The sequence below is a fragment of the Pseudomonas sp. MF09150 genome (genome assembly GCF_059862355.1).
The window spans coordinates 25219-40989 of the sequence record NZ_JCBCUS010000009.1; the positions used below are offsets into that span (position 1 = coordinate 25219).

Annotated in this window: 13 protein-coding genes; 11 read left to right on the forward strand and 2 right to left on the reverse strand. The window is 64.5% G+C overall.

Annotated elements, in window-relative coordinates; all coding sequences use genetic code 11:
- Positions 1-785 precede the first annotated feature (785 nt).
- The 7 genes from AC19YX_RS28180 to AC19YX_RS28210 all read left to right on the forward strand — a co-directional run bounded on the left by AC19YX_RS28180 (position 786) and on the right by AC19YX_RS28210 (position 9164).
- Positions 786-1937: an ABC transporter substrate-binding protein gene (locus AC19YX_RS28180; protein ID WP_201131774.1), complete on the forward strand. Its 1152-nt coding sequence runs from the start codon at positions 786-788 to the stop codon at positions 1935-1937.
- Positions 1938-2044: 107 nt separating this feature from the next.
- Positions 2045-3082 (forward strand): branched-chain amino acid ABC transporter permease, encoded by a 1038-nt coding sequence (locus AC19YX_RS28185; RefSeq protein ID WP_201131775.1) that lies wholly within the window; start codon positions 2045-2047, stop codon positions 3080-3082.
- Entirely contained in the window at positions 3079-4881 is a 1803-nt protein-coding gene (locus AC19YX_RS28190; protein ID WP_421549556.1) for a branched-chain amino acid ABC transporter ATP-binding protein/permease, read from the forward strand. The genes AC19YX_RS28185 and AC19YX_RS28190 overlap by 4 nt, the downstream gene beginning before the upstream one ends.
- A gap of 23 nt (positions 4882-4904) precedes the next feature.
- Positions 4905-5708: an ABC transporter ATP-binding protein gene (locus tag AC19YX_RS28195; RefSeq protein ID WP_078474009.1), complete on the forward strand. Its 804-nt coding sequence runs from the start codon at positions 4905-4907 to the stop codon at positions 5706-5708.
- 82 nt (positions 5709-5790) lie between these two features.
- A complete protein-coding gene (locus AC19YX_RS28200; RefSeq protein ID WP_500607560.1) occupies positions 5791-6777 on the forward strand; it encodes a ketopantoate reductase family protein in 987 nt (328 codons plus the stop codon).
- Positions 6778-6802: 25 nt separating this feature from the next.
- Positions 6803-7579 (forward strand): class II aldolase/adducin family protein, encoded by a 777-nt coding sequence (locus AC19YX_RS28205; protein WP_201131777.1) that lies wholly within the window; start codon positions 6803-6805, stop codon positions 7577-7579.
- 13 nt (positions 7580-7592) lie between these two features.
- Positions 7593-9164 (forward strand): methyl-accepting chemotaxis protein, encoded by a 1572-nt coding sequence (locus AC19YX_RS28210; protein WP_500607561.1) that lies wholly within the window; start codon positions 7593-7595, stop codon positions 9162-9164.
- A 20-nt stretch (positions 9165-9184) separates the two neighbouring features.
- Here the strand turns inward: AC19YX_RS28210 and AC19YX_RS28215 are convergent, their stop codons facing one another.
- Positions 9185-10165 (reverse strand): AraC family transcriptional regulator, encoded by a 981-nt coding sequence (locus AC19YX_RS28215; RefSeq protein ID WP_500607562.1) that lies wholly within the window; start codon positions 10163-10165, stop codon positions 9185-9187.
- A 321-nt stretch (positions 10166-10486) separates the two neighbouring features.
- On the opposite strand from AC19YX_RS28215, the gene AC19YX_RS28220 reads away from it, so the two are divergent.
- Positions 10487-11830 carry a spinster family MFS transporter gene (locus AC19YX_RS28220; RefSeq protein ID WP_500607563.1) on the forward strand — a complete coding sequence of 448 codons (1344 nt, stop codon included), beginning with the start codon at positions 10487-10489 and terminating at the stop codon, positions 11828-11830.
- Between the two features lie 177 nt (positions 11831-12007).
- Positions 12008-12484, forward strand: coding sequence for a MarR family winged helix-turn-helix transcriptional regulator (locus AC19YX_RS28225; protein WP_078473977.1), 477 nt, complete (start codon positions 12008-12010; stop codon positions 12482-12484).
- 12 nt (positions 12485-12496) lie between these two features.
- On the opposite strand, the gene AC19YX_RS28230 is transcribed toward AC19YX_RS28225, so the two are convergent.
- The gene (locus tag AC19YX_RS28230; RefSeq protein WP_078473976.1) at positions 12497-13282 is read right to left on the reverse strand and encodes a sulfite exporter TauE/SafE family protein; all 786 of its coding nucleotides are present in this window, start codon (positions 13280-13282) and stop codon (positions 12497-12499) included.
- A 365-nt stretch (positions 13283-13647) separates the two neighbouring features.
- On the opposite strand from AC19YX_RS28230, the gene AC19YX_RS28235 reads away from it, so the two are divergent.
- On the forward strand, positions 13648-14907 hold the full coding sequence (locus AC19YX_RS28235) for an MFS transporter (RefSeq protein ID WP_500607564.1): 1260 nt from the start codon (positions 13648-13650) through the stop codon (positions 14905-14907).
- Between the two features lie 603 nt (positions 14908-15510).
- A complete protein-coding gene (locus tag AC19YX_RS28240) occupies positions 15511-15771 on the forward strand; it encodes a hypothetical protein (protein WP_078474112.1) in 261 nt (86 codons plus the stop codon).

The following is a 15771-nucleotide window of genomic DNA, read 5'->3' on the forward strand; positions in this document are numbered from 1 at the left end:
ACCTGCTTCCTAGATCACTGGCCCACTCTCGCCAGAACGGATGTACCCGACCGCAACCGGGGGGCAATCGCTTAAATCTAAAATCATAATATTTACGTGAAATGTCAATTGAATTTTCCCAAATAAAAGAGTGTGTATTTTCGGTGCATTTTTTACCCGATCGCACCAGTGGCGTGCACTTTGGTAACAGACCTTAAAAAACCCTAAAAACCCCTAAATCAGTCTTTTTATCGTTATTTATCAACAATATATGAACATGATGAAAATCACTCTCAACAAACAAAAGGCGCAGACACAGCTCGAAACACGCAAAAAAATACGTTCCGATTCAATAAAAAAAATGGCTCAAAACAGGCCATTTTCAAGACTTAAAAAACACCATTTTTTGCACTTTTCAGAGGCCGTCTCCAACCCTGAAAATGCCCTTCCTTGATCCAGATCAACGCCTTGCTCCACACGGTGTGCATGGGCTTTTTGCGGGCCCGCCAGACACCTCGATCCAGCCCCCGCCACCGCCCCCTCAACCGACCCTCGATTGCCCCATCGTCAGCAAGGCGCGGTAACACCCGAGGCGCCGTGCTTCAGATTTTTCTGGCATGCAATCTGCTTTTGCCGTCCTCGCCTCCTGGCCGATGAGTCATCGGTCGGTCAGCACAGGCGGCGTCAGGTGAGCCACCACGACGCCCATGCCACTCGATAAAAACAGGCCACCCCCGTCGCCCTCGGGCGTCGGGAGGGCTAGCCACTCGCCCCTTGCATCGCCTTGCAACGCTTCGGAGAAAGTCATGTTCTTCAGAAAAGCCGTGTCCACGTTGTTGTTGAGTGTCGCCTGCGCCAGTGCCGCGCAGGCTGAAGTGAAAGTCGGGGTGATCACCTCCTCCACCGGCCCCATCGCCCTGGTCGGCTTGCCGCAGAAGAACACCGTCGCCCTGCTGCCGACTCAGGCCGGCGAGCAGACGGTGAAGTACATTTCCCTGGATGACGCCAGCGACCCGACCGCCACCGTCAAGGCGCTGAAGAAGCTGATCGACGAAGAAAAAGTCGACGCAATCATTGGCCCAAGCGGCTCGCCCAACGCCATGGGGGTGATCCAGTTCGTCGCCGAAGCCGGCGTGCCATTGCTGGCGCCAGTCGGCACTGCCGCAGTGGTGCTGCCCATGACCGAGCAGAAGAAATGGGTGTTCAAGACCACCCAGAACGACGACCTGATCGCCAAGGCGCTGTTTGAGTACATGAGCAAAAAGGGCGTGAAAACCCTGGGTTTCATCGGCACCGCCGACCCCTACGGCGAGAACTGGGCCAAGGTCATGGGCGGCTTGGCGGCCGAGCACGGGATCAAGGTGGTGGCCAATGAGCGCTTCCAGCGCCAGGACACCTCCGTCACCGGGCAGAGCCTGAAAGTACTGGCCGCACGCCCCGACGCGGTGCTGGTGGCGGCCCCCGGCAGTTCGGCGGTGATGCCTCAGACCACCCTGTTCGACCAGGGCTATCGCGGCCAAGTGTACCAGACCCACGGCGCCGCCCTGCCGGACTTCCTCAAGCTGGGCGGGAAGAAGGTCGAGGGCACCATCCTCGCGGCGAGCCTGATGCTGGTGCTCGACGAAATCCCTGATTCCCACCCGTCGAAAAAGATCGCCAGCGACTACACCGCCGCCTACCAGAAACTCACCGGCAGTGCGCCCGCGACCTTTGGCGGCAACACGTTCGACGCCGGCCTGCTGTTGCAGAAGGCGATCCCGATCGCGGCGCAGAAGGCCGCACCCGGCACCCCGGAATTTCGCGCGGCACTGCGTGATGCCCTGGAGCAGAGCCACGAACTGGCCGGCACCCAGGGGGTTTACAACATGACCCCGCAGGACCACAGCGGCTTCGATGAGCGCGGTCGCGAGCTGATCGTGGTCAAGAACGGCAACTGGACCCTGTTGCGCGACAACTGATCGAACCCGGGGCACGTCATGCCTGACGTGCCCGACCCGCCTCGCGGCCGACCCCGCCGAGGCCGGTCCAGCGTGATTTTCAACCGGTAGAAAAAAGAGCTCTCATTATGAATTTCCAGATAGCCATGCTGCTGGGCCAGGACGGCATGACCAATGGCGCAATCTATGCGCTGCTGGCCTTGTCGATCCTCCTGGTGTTCACCGTGACCCGGATCCTGCTGATCCCCCAGGGTGAATTCGTGACCTATGGCGCCTTGACCATGGCCAGCTTGCAGGCCGGGCAACCGACCGCACTGATCTGGCTGCTGCTCGGGCTGACGCTGATCGACTGCCTGCTCGACCTGTGGGCCGCCGCGCGTTCGAGCCGGGCCTTTGCCTTTCCGAAACGGATCCTGCTCAAGCTCGGCTATGCCCTGCTGATCGCCGGACTGATCCGCACCCTGCCCCTGGCCGAACTGCCGATGGCGATCCAGGCCCTGCTGACCCTGGCGCTGGTGGTACCGCTGGGCCCGCAGATCTACCGCCTGGTGTTCCAGCCGATCGCGTCGGCCAGTTCCCTGGTGCTGCTGATCGTGTCGATTGCGGTGCACGTGAGCATGGTGGGTATCGCTCTGCTGCTGTTCGGCCCTGAAGGCGCGCGCACCGCGCCGTTCTCCGAGGCCGGCCTGGAGCTGGGCCCGGTGACGTTCAACAGCCAGACCCTGTGGGTGCTGGCGGTGTCCCTGGGGCTGATCGTCGGGCTTTACCTGTTCTTCGAGCGCACCCTGTACGGCAAGGCCCTGCGCGCCACAGCGGTGAACCGCATGGGCGCGCGACTGATGGGCATCTCGCCGACCCTGGCGGGCAAGTCGACCTTTCTCCTGGCGGCGCTGATCGGCACCTTGTCGGGGATCCTGATCGCACCCATCACCACCCTGTATTTCGACTCGGGCTTCATCATCAGCCTCAAGGGTTTCGTCGGCGCCATCATCGGCGGCCTGGTCAGCTACCCGGCGGCCGCCCTCGGCGCCCTGGCGGTAGGCCTGATCGAAGCGTTCTCGATGTTCTGGGCCAGTACCTACAAGGAAATCATCGTGTTCACCCTGATCATTCCGTTCCTGCTCTGGCGTTCGCTCACCAGCCGTCATGTGGAGGAAGAAGAATGAACCCGCGCTACCTGTTGCTGGCCCTGGTGCTGATCCTCGGCATTGCGCCGCTGGCCTTGCCGCCCTACTACGTGACCCTGCTCAATTACATCGGCCTTTACACCCTGGTGGTGCTGGGGCTGGTGCTGCTGACCGGCGTCGGCGGCATGACCAGCTTCGGTCAGGCGGCCTTTGTCGGCCTGGGCGCCTACACCTCGGCCTACCTCACCACCACCGAGCAACTGCCGGTGTGGCTGGCCTGGGCCGGCAGCTCGCCGTGGCTGAGCCTGCTGGTGGGGGTAGTGCTGACTGCCGGCGTGGCGCTGCTGCTGGGGGCGCTGACCCTCAAGCTGTCGGGGCATTACCTGCCGCTGGGCACCATCGCCTGGGGCCTGTCCCTGTATTACCTGTTCGGCACCCTGGAGTCCCTGGGCGGCCACACCGGGGTCAGCGGCCTGCCGTCGATCTCGCTGTTCGGCCTGCAACTGGACAAGGGAGAAAAGATTTTCTACCTGATCTGGGTGATTCTGCTGGTGGCCATCGTCATCACCCAGAACCTCCTCAACTCCCGGGAAGGCCGGGCGATCCGCGCCCTCAAGGGCGGCCAGTTGATGGCCGAGTCCATGGGGGTCAACACCTTCCGCTCGAAGATGGTGATCTTTGTCATCTCCGCTGTGTTCGCGGCGATCTCCGGCTGGCTGTACGCCCACACCCAACGCTTCGTCAACCCGACCCCGTTCGGCCTCAACATGGGCATCGACTACCTGTTCATGGCGCTGATCGGCGGGGTCTCCAGCGTCTGGGGGGCACTGCTCGGCGCCGGCATCCTGACCATGCTCAAGCAGTGGCTGCAGGACTTGCTGCCGCACTTGCTGGGTAACACCGGCAACTACGAGACCATCGTCTTCGGCGTGCTGATCGTGCTGTTGATGCAACGCGCCCCGGGCGGCCTGTGGCCCATGCTGGTGAGCTGGCTGCCGGCGCGTCTGAAGATGCGCCGGGCAGCACCTGCGGTCGACCTCAACGCCGCCGCCCTGCCGCGCCGCGAGTTGCCGGCCCATGGCCAGAAGATCCTCGAAGCGCTGCATGTGACCAAGCGCTTTGGTGGCCTGGTGGCCAACAACGACATGAGCCTCGCGGTGCACAGCGGTGAAATCCTGGCCCTGATTGGCCCCAACGGCGCCGGCAAGAGCACCCTGTTCAACCAACTGTCCGGGGTCGATACCCCGACCTCCGGCGATGTGCTGTTCATGGGGCGCAAGGTCAACGGCCTGAGTTCACGGCAAGTGGCACGCATGGGCCTGAGCCGGACCTTCCAGCACGTCAAGCTGCTGCCGGACATGAGCGTGCTGGAGAACGTCGCCATCGGCGCCCACCTGCGCGGCCGGCAAGGGGTGATGGCGGCAGCGCTGCACCTTGAGCGGCGTGAAGAAGCCGAGCTGCTCAACGAAGCACGGCGCCAGCTGGAACGGGTCGGCCTCGGCGACTGCCTGCATGAACAGGCCGGCAGCCTGGCCCTGGGCCAACAGCGGATCCTCGAAATCGCCCGCGCCCTGTGCGCCGACCCATGCCTGCTGCTGCTCGACGAGCCGGCGGCCGGCCTGCGCCTGAAAGAAAAAGAAGCCCTCGGGGTGCTGCTCAGCCGCTTGCGCAGCGAAGGCATGGCGATCCTGCTGGTGGAGCACGACATGGACTTCGTCATGGGCCTGGTGGACCGGGTGGTGGTCATGGAGTTTGGCCAGCGCATCGCCCAGGGCCTGCCCGAAGACGTACAGAAAGACCCGGCCGTACTCGAAGCCTATCTGGGAGGCGTGGAATGAGCAGCGCAATGATCAATACGCCGATGTCGGTGCCCTCTGAGCCCCACGGTGCAGCCCTCGCGCAGCCGCGTAACCTGGTCAGCGATGCGGTGCTGGAAATCCGCGACCTGAGCGTGGCCTACGGCAAGGTCGAAGCCCTGAGCAACGCCAGCCTGAGTGTGGGCAAGGGCCAGATCGTCACCGTGATCGGGCCCAACGGCGCCGGCAAGACCACCCTGCTCTCGGCGATCATGGGGGTCCTCGGTTCCCGGGGCCAGGTGCACTTCGACGGCAGCCTTGAAGGCCTGCCGGAGGTCGAGGTCATGGTCGCGCGCGGGCTGGGCCTGGTGCCGGAAAAACGCGAGCTGTTCACCAGCATGAGCGTGGCCGACAACCTGCTGCTGGGCGCCTTCCAGCGTCATCGCCGGGGCGATCGCGATTACGCCGCCACCCTCAAGGAGGTCTATGACCTATTCCCCCGGCTGTGGGAGCGCCGCGAGCAACTGGCGGCGACTCTTTCAGGTGGCGAACGGCAGATGCTCGCCGTGGGCCGGGCGCTGATGGCCAAGCCCAAGCTGCTGATGCTCGACGAACCGAGCCTGGGCCTGGCGCCGCTGATCACCCGCGAGATCTTCCGCATCATCAGCGCCCTGCGCGAACAGGGGGTGTCGATCCTGCTGGTGGAACAGAACGCCCGCGCCGCGCTGCGGGTCGCCGACTACGCCTATGTGCTGGAGACCGGGCAGATCGCCATGCAGGGCCCGGCCCGGCAACTGGCCGACGACCCTCGGGTGATCGAGGCCTACCTGGGGCTGGCCAGCAAACACCAGGAAATGCTCGCCACCTGAGCCCCCCTGGCGCCGCCACCTTGCAGCGCCCGCCCTGGCCAGTCATCGGCCAGGGCGGCCTGCCCTTGAAACTGGAGTCGCAATGAACACGTCCCCCATGCGCATCTGCATCGCCGGTGCCGGCGCCATCGGCTGTACCCTGGCCGCACGCCTCGCCGCCAGCGGCCAGGCGGTGAACGTGCTGGCCCGTGGCACCACCCTGGCCAGCATCCAGCGCGACGGCATCCAGCTGTCGGACCTGGACGGCGAGCACCGGGTCCGGGTCAATGCCAGCGACGATCCCCGAGCCTTCGGCGAGCAGGACCTGGTGCTGCTCTGCACCAAGGCCCCGGCGCTGGCCCAATTGCTGCCGCAGATCCAGCCGCTGATCGGCGCCGACACCGTGGTGGTGCCGGTGATCAACGGCGTGCCCTGGTGGTATTTCCACGGCCAGGAGGGGCGCTTCAGCGGGCAGCGGGTCAAGGCCGTCGACCCGCAGGGCCTGTTGACCGGCGCCCTGGACCTGCGCCATGTGCTGGGCTGCGTGGTGTTTATCACCGCCCACTGCCCGGCGCCTGGGGTGGCCCTGGCGAACAACCCGCACCTGATGATTTTCGGCGAGCCCGACAACCGCCTCAGCCCGCGTCTGGAGCGGGTACGGGCGCTGATGGAAAGCGCCGGCATCGAGGCCCGGGCCACCGACCGCATCCGCGACAACCTGTGGACCAAGATCATCGCCAACATCACCTCCAACCCGTTGTCGGTGATCACCGGCGCCACCCTCGAACAGCTCTACAGCCTGCCGGAACTGCGAGCACTGGTCAGCGCCTCGCTCCACGAAACCCTGCTTACCGCCGCCGCCCATGGCGCCCGGGTCAGCATCGACCCGCAGACCTTTCTCGAACTCGGGGCAGGCATGGGCCCGGTGCGCACCTCGATGCTGCAGGACTACGACAAGGGACGCCCGCTGGAGCTGGCGGCGATTGGCGACGCGGTACTGGAACTGGCCGAGCACATGGCCATCGCCATGCCGATCACCCGCAACCTGATTGCCCTGGCGCGTTTTCGCGGCGACCAGGCGCGCCACTGAACCTCACCCGCACAAGGACTTCGACATGTCGCAACTGACTTCCCCCACCGCCTCGCAGCCCACGCAAAATTGCAGCACCGAAGAGTGGGCCCTGCGGGTTCAACTGGCCCACTGTTACCACCTGGTGGACTTCTTCGGCTGGACCGAAACCATCTTCAACCACATCTCCGCGCGCCTGCCCGGGCCGGCGCACCATTACCTGGTCAACCCGTTCGGCCTCAACTACAGCGAGGTGACCCCGGCCAACCTGCTCAAGGTCGACCTCGACGGCAAGAAGCTCGAAGACTCGCCCTACGACGGCAACCCCGCAGGCTTCGCCCTGCACAGCGCGGTGCACGGCGCACGGGACGACATCCAGTGCCTGATCCACACCCACACCACGCCGATCTCGGCGGTGGTGATGAAAAAAGCCGGCTTCGGCCACAACGATTTCTACGGCGCGCAACTGTACGGCCGCGTGGCCTATCACACCTTCGAAGGCATCACCCTGTTCGACGACGAGAAGAGCCGGATGATCGACAGCCTCGGCGACAAGCACATCCTGGTGCTGCGCAACCACGGCATCGCGGTGGGCGAAAGCAGCATCGCCAAGGCGTTTTTCCTGTTGTGGACGGTGCAGCGCGCGGCGGAAATCCAATGCCAGGCCGGCGCCCTGGGCGGCGAAGACAACCCGTTGAGCGCCGAGATCGGCGAGAAGTGCGCCGACCTCACGGCCATGCTGATCCGCGACAGCGGCTTTGCGGTCAAATTCTTCGACGCCATGGTGCGCAAAATGCACGCCGAGCGTGGCCCGCGCCGCTGACCAGGAGCCTTGTATGGCCAACCCTTTATTGCCAGCAGTCAGCGGCACGTCCCTGGCCGAGCCGGAGATGCCGATCTCGCGCCTCGACCCCCAGGGCACGCTGCTGTGGTGCAACGACGCCTACCTCGACCTGTGCGGCTACAGCCGCGAAGAACTGCTGGGCCAGCCGCACCAGATGATCAACCACCCGCAGATGCCGACCCGGGTGATCGAGCGCATGTGGCCCACTTTGCGCAGCGGCACGCCCTGGACCGCGCCGCTGATGGGCCGGCACAAGCAGGGCGGAACCTTCTGGTGCAGCCTGTATGTGGTGCCGCTGTACGACGCCGGGCAGTTGACCGCACTGGGCACCACCTACCACCCGCTGCCCGGCGAACTGCTGGCGCCGACGCAACGCCTCTACCGCCGCCTGGGCACCGGGCAGCACCCACAAGGCCTGGGCGCGCGCCTGGTGCAACACGCCCGCAGCCTGGGCCTGAGCTGGCTGCTGGCGCTGGCGGTGGGCGGCGCCGTGCTCGGTGGCTGGCTTGCCCCGGGTGCCGGGCTGCTGGTCCTCGGCGGGCTGCTGGCCGCCAGCTGGCAATGGCGCGCCCGGCAACGGGCCGATAGCCGCCAGGTGTTCAGCCGCCACCCGCAGGTCTACAGCGACGGCCTGCTGGCCGCCCTGCACGGCGACCACCCAGGCCACGCCAGCCGCTTCGGCATGGCCCTGGACACGCAGAAAACCCGCATGCGCACGGTGATGGCGCGCATTCGCATCAACGGCCAGACCCTGCGCCAAAGCGCCGAGGAATCGTCGCTGCTGGTCCAGGCCCAGGCCGGGCAGTTGCAGCGCCAACTGCAAGAAGCCGAACAATCGGCGGCGGCGATCCACCAGATGAGCGCGACCATCCAGGACCTGTCGCGCAACCTGCATCAGGCAGCCCAGGCCACCCAGGCGGTGGACCGCCTGGCCCACGACGGCGAGCGCATCGCCGAACAGAGCCAAAGCTCGATGACCGGCCTGGGCACCTCGGTGGCAGACATCGGCCAGGCCGTCAGCCAACTGGCGGAGTCCATCGAGTCCATCAGCGGCATCGCCCAGGTGATCCGCAGCATCGCCGAACAGACCAACCTGCTGGCCCTGAACGCCGCCATCGAGGCCGCTCGCGCCGGGGAAACCGGGCGCGGCTTCGCAGTGGTCGCCGATGAAGTGCGCAGCCTGGCCACCCGCACCCGCGAGTCCACCGAACAGATCCAGCACTCCATCGAGCGCTTGCGCAGCGGCAGTGCCCACGCCCTGGCTACCGCCCAGCGCGGCCAGTCGGCGACGCGCCAGTCACGCAACGATGTGGAGCAACTGCAACAGGCACTGCACCGGATCGGTGGCGAGGTCGGGCAGATCACCGGCATGAGCCTGCAGATGGCCACGGCCATCGAACAGCAGGGCCAGGTCGCGGAGCAGATCAACCAGCAGATCACCCAGATTGTCAGCCTGGCGCAAACCAGCAGCGAGCAATCCCGGCGCAGCACCCAGATCGGCCAGGAACTGCACCGCCTGGCCAATTCCCAACTGGAGTTGGCGGAGCGTTTTATCGACGGTTGAGGCGCTGTCGACAGCGCAGGTCAGGCCTGGCGACGCAGGGTCGCGGACGGCAGGCAACCGTACTGGCGGCGGTACTGGGTAGCGAAATGGCCGAAGCTGCTGACCCCGTGGTTGAGCAGGATATCGGTGACGCTGCCCGCCGGCCCGGCCTGTTGCAGGGCGGCGTGCACCAGGGCCAGGCGCCGGGTGCGCAGGTAGTCACTGGGGGTTTGCTGGAGGAACCGGGCGAAGCCGTTTTGCAAGGTGCGCACCGAGACTTCGCAATGCCGCGCCAGCTGCGCCAGGGCGATCGGTTCCCCCAGGTGCTGTTCGATGTAGTCCCGGGCCTTGATCACATGGCGCGGCATCGGTTGGCGCTGCTCTTGCAGCAGGTCCGCCGAGTAGTTGTGGGGCAACTGGGTCAGCAGCACCGACAGCAGGTAGTCCGACAGGCCGCCGCCCATGGCCGAGGCCAGCAGGCTCTGGCTGGCCGCGCCATGCAGGCGGCAGATGTAGTCCAGGGTGGCGCGCACCACGGCCAGGCCCGGGTGCCCGGGGTCGACCTGGATCTCGAACACCAGGGGCTGGCGCAAGCGGCGGTTGAGCAACTGCTGCAACTGGCGCTCCAGGGCTTCGCGCTCGATGCGCAGGATCAGGTTGCGGCAGTCCTTGTCGATGCGGATAAAACTGCGCTGGGACGGCGAGGAGATGGTCAGCCCACCCTTGTGCAGCACCGCACTCTGCTTGCCCAGGGAGACCATGCCGCCCCCTTCGAGGGTGACCCGGATCAGGTAGAAACTGGTGATGTCGCCGGCGTCGATATCCACCGGCGCGCCGTAATGCAGATCGAACAACGCCGAGCTGCCGAAGAACACCCCGTACAGCCGCGAGTGCAAGGCCCCGCCCTGCTGCATGCGCATGTGGTGCGGCCACAGGTAGTGGCTGACCTTGTCCCTGACCTCGCCAAACCCGGCGGAATTCAGCAGGCAGTGACGGTCGAGCAAGGACAGGTCATCAAGCATGGAAAAAACCTCGGCAAGCCGCCGGCCAGAGCCAGCGAACAGGTGAAAAATTACTGGAAACGGAAAGCAATTTTCACGCCACGCCACGGCTTTTTGCATCTGCGGAACAGGCCCTGCGCCTGGCGCATAGAGCCGCGCTCGGCAAGGGCCTAAAAAGGTTCCGGGCCCGCTGCCAATCCCTCGCAGCCCCGCCCATTTGCCCAATAACAACACTCCCGTGCACCCGGCACAGGCAACCGGGTAACGCCGACGTCACCGATTCACCCATTGGCAAGACCTGCTGCCGCCGACCGCTCAGCCACCCACAAGGGGCCAACGTACATGACCAGCACCGCCACCACCCGGGTCACCGCAAAAAGCTACGCCTACGAATGGTACGTCGTTGCCATTTGCATGCTGGCCTACATGTTTTCCTTTATCGATCGCCAGATCCTGGCGCTGATGATCGAGCCGATCAAACAGGATATGCAGCTCTCGGACACCCAGTTCAGCCTGCTTCACGGCCTGGCGTTCTCGCTGTTCTATGCCTTTATGGGGATGCCCATCGCGCTGCTCGCCGACCGTTTTTCCAGGCCGCGGATCATCGCCATCGGCATCGCGTTCTGGAGCCTGGCCACCGCCCTGTGCGGGCTGTGCACGACCTTTGCGCAGATGTTCCTGGCGCGCATTGGGGTCGGCATCGGCGAAGCCGCGCTGTCCCCCGCCACCTACTCCATGCTCAGCGACATGTTCCCCCGGGAAAAACTCGGGCGGGCGGTGGCGATCTATTCCATCGGCTCGTTCATCGGCGGTGGCATGGCCTTCCTGATCGGTGGCTATGTCATCGACCTGCTGAAAAACCTCGACAGCCTGATGGTGCCGCTGCTGGGAGAAATGCGCCCCTGGCAGCTGACGTTCGTCCTGGTCGGCCTGCCGGGCCTGCTGGTGGCGCTGCTGATTGCCCTGACCGTGCGCGACCCGGCGCGCCAGGGCCTGAAACTCGATGCCGACGGCCAGGTACGGGCGCCGAGCATGGGCCAGGCGCTGCGCTTTCTGACGCTGCATCGCAAGACCTTCAGTTGCCATTACCTGGGGTTTTCCTTCTATGCCATGACCCTGTTCTGCATGCTCAGTTGGTCGCCGGCTTTTTACATGCGCAGCTTCGGCCTGGCCCCGAGCCACGTCGGTTACCTGCTGGGGGGCATCGTGTTGCTGGCCAACACCAGCGGGGTGTTCTGCGGCGGTTGGCTGGTGGACTGGCTCGCCCGCAAGGGCTACAGCGACGCACCGATGCGCGCCGGGGTGATCGGCGCCCTGGGCATGGCGCTGCCGGCGGTGCTGTTTACCCAGGTCGGTGATTTGGGCTGGTCGCTGGGGCTGCTGGCGGTGGCGATGTTCTTCGCCTCGTTCCCGATGCCGGCCTCGACGGCGGCGATGCAGATCCTGCCGCCGAACCAGATGCGGGCGCAGATCTCGGCCCTGTTTTTACTGATATCGAACCTGATCGGCCTGGGCCTGGGCACCAGCCTGGTGGCCCTGGCCACCGACCGTCTGTTCCACGATCCGTTGCAGGTGGGCGCCTCGATCTCCCTGCTCAATGCCGGCGCCGTGGTCCTGACCCTGGTGCTGCTGGGCAAGGGTTGCAGCCACTTTCGCGCCAGCCTCAAGCACGAAGGGCTGGCCTGAGGCCGCGGCCCAAGGGCCTGCGCGCGCGGCTGTGTCGCGGGTGGGCTCGCTGGTTTTTTGCCAGGCCCGGCGCGACAATGGCCGCCGCGCTACGCCATGCCCGGGCCTGCTGCGGTCGACAGCCCGCGTGCAACCCTCTATAAAGCCAGCTCATCAGAAAAGACTACGCGACCCTTTATGACCACCCCGAAAAAACGCCTGAGCCGCTACAACCCCGCCAGTGAAGATTTCAAGAAAGAAGAGTTTCCCTTCTATTGGCTGGCGCGCCTGCACGGTCGTTATTCCATGGCCATGGAAAAGGCGCTGAAGAAAATCGACATGGACATTCCGCGCTGGCGGATCCTGTTTATCCTCAAGGAAAACGGTGAGTCGAGCATTTCCGAAATCTCGATCCACGCCATCGCCAAGCTCTCGACCATCACCAAGATCGTCTACCGCATGAAGGCCGACGGCCTGGTGGAAACCAACACCAGCGCCAGCGACGGGCGGGTAACCCAGGTGTCGCTGACCGACCTGGGCCGCCACACCATCGAAGAGATCCAGCACGGCACCAGCGATATCTTCCGCACCAGCTTCAAGGGCCTGACCGAAGCGCAGATCACCAAGCTCAACGGGACCCTGGAAAAGATCTTCAACAACCTGCCGGAAGACTGATTCCGAACCGGCTTAGAACGCCAGTTTGTAGCCGATGGAAAACAGCATCACCGCCAGGCACGGGCGCAGGATTTCATCCGAGACGCGCCCGGTCATATGGCTGCCGACCCAGATCCCGGGCAGCGACCCCATCAGCAGGAACCCCAGCAGGTGCCAGTCCATGTTGCCCATGCTGGCGTGGCCCAGGCCGGCGACCAGGGTCAGGGGCACGGCATGGGCAATCTCGGTGCCCACCAGGCGTTTGGTGGCCAGGAACGGGTAGAGAATAAACAGCGCCACGGTGCCCAGCGCGCCGGCACCGATCGACGTCAGGGCCACCATGGTCCCCAGCACCAGGCCGGTGACCACGGTCAGGGCATTGAGCTTCGAATCGCTGAGCTGGTAGTGATCACCGGCATGCCGTTGGGCGAAGGCCAGCAACTTCTTCTTGAACAGAATCGCCAGGGCCGTCAGCAGCAGGACCACACCCAGCGCCTGCTTGATCACCGAGTTCAGGGCCTGGGGATCGCCGTCCAGGTTGTTCAGGAACCACAGGGTCGCGAGCACCGCCGGCACACTGCCCAGGGTCAGCCAGCCGGTGATCTTCCAATCGATGTTTCTGTTCTTCTGGTGTACCAGCACCCCACCGGACTTGGTGATGGCTGCATACAGCAGGTCGGTGCCCACGGCAGTCGCCGGGTTGATACCGAACCACAGGAGGATGGGGGTCATCAACGAACCGCCCCCGACGCCGGTCATGCCGACAATAAATCCGACTACCAAGCCTGCAATCACAAACCCAAAATTACCGACATCCATTAACACATGTCCTACACATCACGCGGCTATATAAAATTCTGGCGGCAGCATAGCGATTTTTCTTATAACCACTTATATCGATATGATCTGACTTTATAACCAGTCAACCATAAGCCGTGGTGAGGGAGCTTGCTCCCGCTCGGCTGCGCAGCAGCCGCAAACCCCGAGCCCGCCGTGGGCCCGGAGCAATCACGGGACAGTCATCGACGCCCCCGCGCGCTGAAGCGCCACCCTGGCCCAGCCGGAGCAAGATCCCTCACCCTCATTAACCAGAGCAGCGCACATTGATACTTCGCTGGGCAACGAAGTGTCAGCCCTTGCTGGCCCGCAGACTGTGGCTTCCACACCGTCCAAGGCAAAGCGCAATGAATCGAGCAGTATTCTTCGGCAATAAAGTGCTGCTCACGGCCTTTGTCCTGGCCATGCTCGGCTGGGGCATCGGCTTTTATGGGCCGCCGATTTTCATGTACGCGGTCATCCAGCGCAGCGCCTGGTCCCTGAGCCTGTGCTCGGCCGCCGTCACCGTGCATTTTCTGGCCGGAACCCTGGTGGTCGCCAACCTGCCCCGGCTGTACCGGCGCTTCGGCCTGCCGCGCGTCACCTGCCTCGGCACCCTGCTCCTGGCCCTGGGCCTGCTCGGTTGGGCCCTGGCCCGCGAGCCCTATCAGCTGTTTATCGGTGCCCTGCTCAGCGGCCTGGGCTGGGTGACCCTGGGCGCGGCGGCGATCAACGCGATCATTGCTCCCTGGTTTGTGCGCAAGCGCCCCGCCGCCCTGGCCATGGCCTACAACGGCGCGAGTCTGGGCGGGGTCATTTTTTCATCGGCCTGGGTCTACCTGATCGACCGCCTGGGCTTTGCCATGGCCGCGCTGCTGGTGGGCACCCTGGCCCTGGTGACAGTGGCGAGCGTCGCGCGCCGGGTGTTGAACAAAAGTCCCGCGCTGCTCGGCCAGCATCCCGACGGACTGGAGCCCCAGCCCACGCCTGCAGCGCCGACCGCCCCTTCCACCGACGCCCCGGTTTCCCTGTGGCGCAACCGCCAATTTCTGACCCTGGGCGCCGCCATGGCCTTGGGCCTGGTGGCGCAGATCGGCCTGATCGCCCACCTGTTTCGGGTCCTGGTGCCGCGTTTTGGCGAACAGCAGGCCGGCCTGGCCATGGGCCTCGCAACCCTGAGCGCCATCGCCGGCCGCACCCTGGTGGGTTGGCTGATGCCCCCCGGCGCCAACCGCCGGCATATCGCCTGCCTCAGCTACGGCGTGCAACTGACCGGCTGCATCGCCCTGTTCCTGGCTGGCGCCCATGACAGCCTGATCTGGCTCGGGGTGCTGCTGTTCGGCGCAGGCATCGGCAACGCCACCTCGCTACCGCCGCTGATCGCCCAGACCGAATTCAGCAGCCAGCACAGCCAGCGGGTGGTGGCCCTGATCGTGGCCTTCGCCCAGGGCTGCTACGCCTTCGCTCCGGCACTGTTTGGCGCCTTGCTGGCCATGCCGCAAAGCGCCGGGTCGAGCAGTGGGTTGTTTATCGGCGCGGGGCTGATTCAGGTACTGGCGATGGGGGTCATGGCCTGGGGCGGACGCTCCAGCAGCAGGCAAGGCGAGCGGACGGCGATCCATGCCTGAGTCGCACTCCTCGTAGGCCACCTGCCTTTTGGAGCATTGAAATCCCATTCGTATAGATACATCAGCGCCCAGCCTCCTCGATAACACGGGGAAACCTGGGCTCATAACACAACAACAACGACAGCCAGTGGCCCGTGCCGTGAATAAGAACGACCGGCAGTAGCAGCACATTGATCAGGACAAATACCCACAGGCCACTGTGTTGCAAAAAGCGGGTATCAAGCCCCCAAGCGGCCTTGAACGAGTTCCAGGGCCAGGGGAATTTACTGGTTTGCCCCGGCGGCGGGAATTTAGGGCGGAGTTCAAGGGCGGGATATAAGGGCAGTCTGAAACTGACTCAGGTTGGGCAGGCCATGTGGACGCTGAAGAACGACAAAGCGTTTCGTGTCCCTAGGCTTCCACCTCGAGACGGGCATAAATCGAGGCCGGATTGTTGGAGACGATGCGTCGACCCGAATCGGCAGGCATTGAACACAGGTTCCCGATCTGTCCTGTGATTGCAGGTGGCCTTCAGTCAGGACCCTGTACCCGCACCACACAGGGCGCGCACCACCCACCGTGGCTGTTTATACTGCGCGCCCTTCCCCTTCAATGGACTGAACCATGACCGACGAACAACTTTGCCTGGTTTTTATTCCGGCCCTGGTCGCCGTGCTGCACCACGCCGAGCAAGCCAAGGGCGCGCCGTTGAGCGAAAGCGAAGTGCTGGAGATTCGCGACGGCGCGGTGTGCATGGCGATGTCGTTCAGTACCGCGTTGCAGATGGAAGAAAAACGCGGTTACCCCGATATCGTCGCCGAAGATTGCTGGGCCCAGTGGCAGTTGGCACGAGCCGAGCTGAACGCCCCTGACACCGGTGAGTGA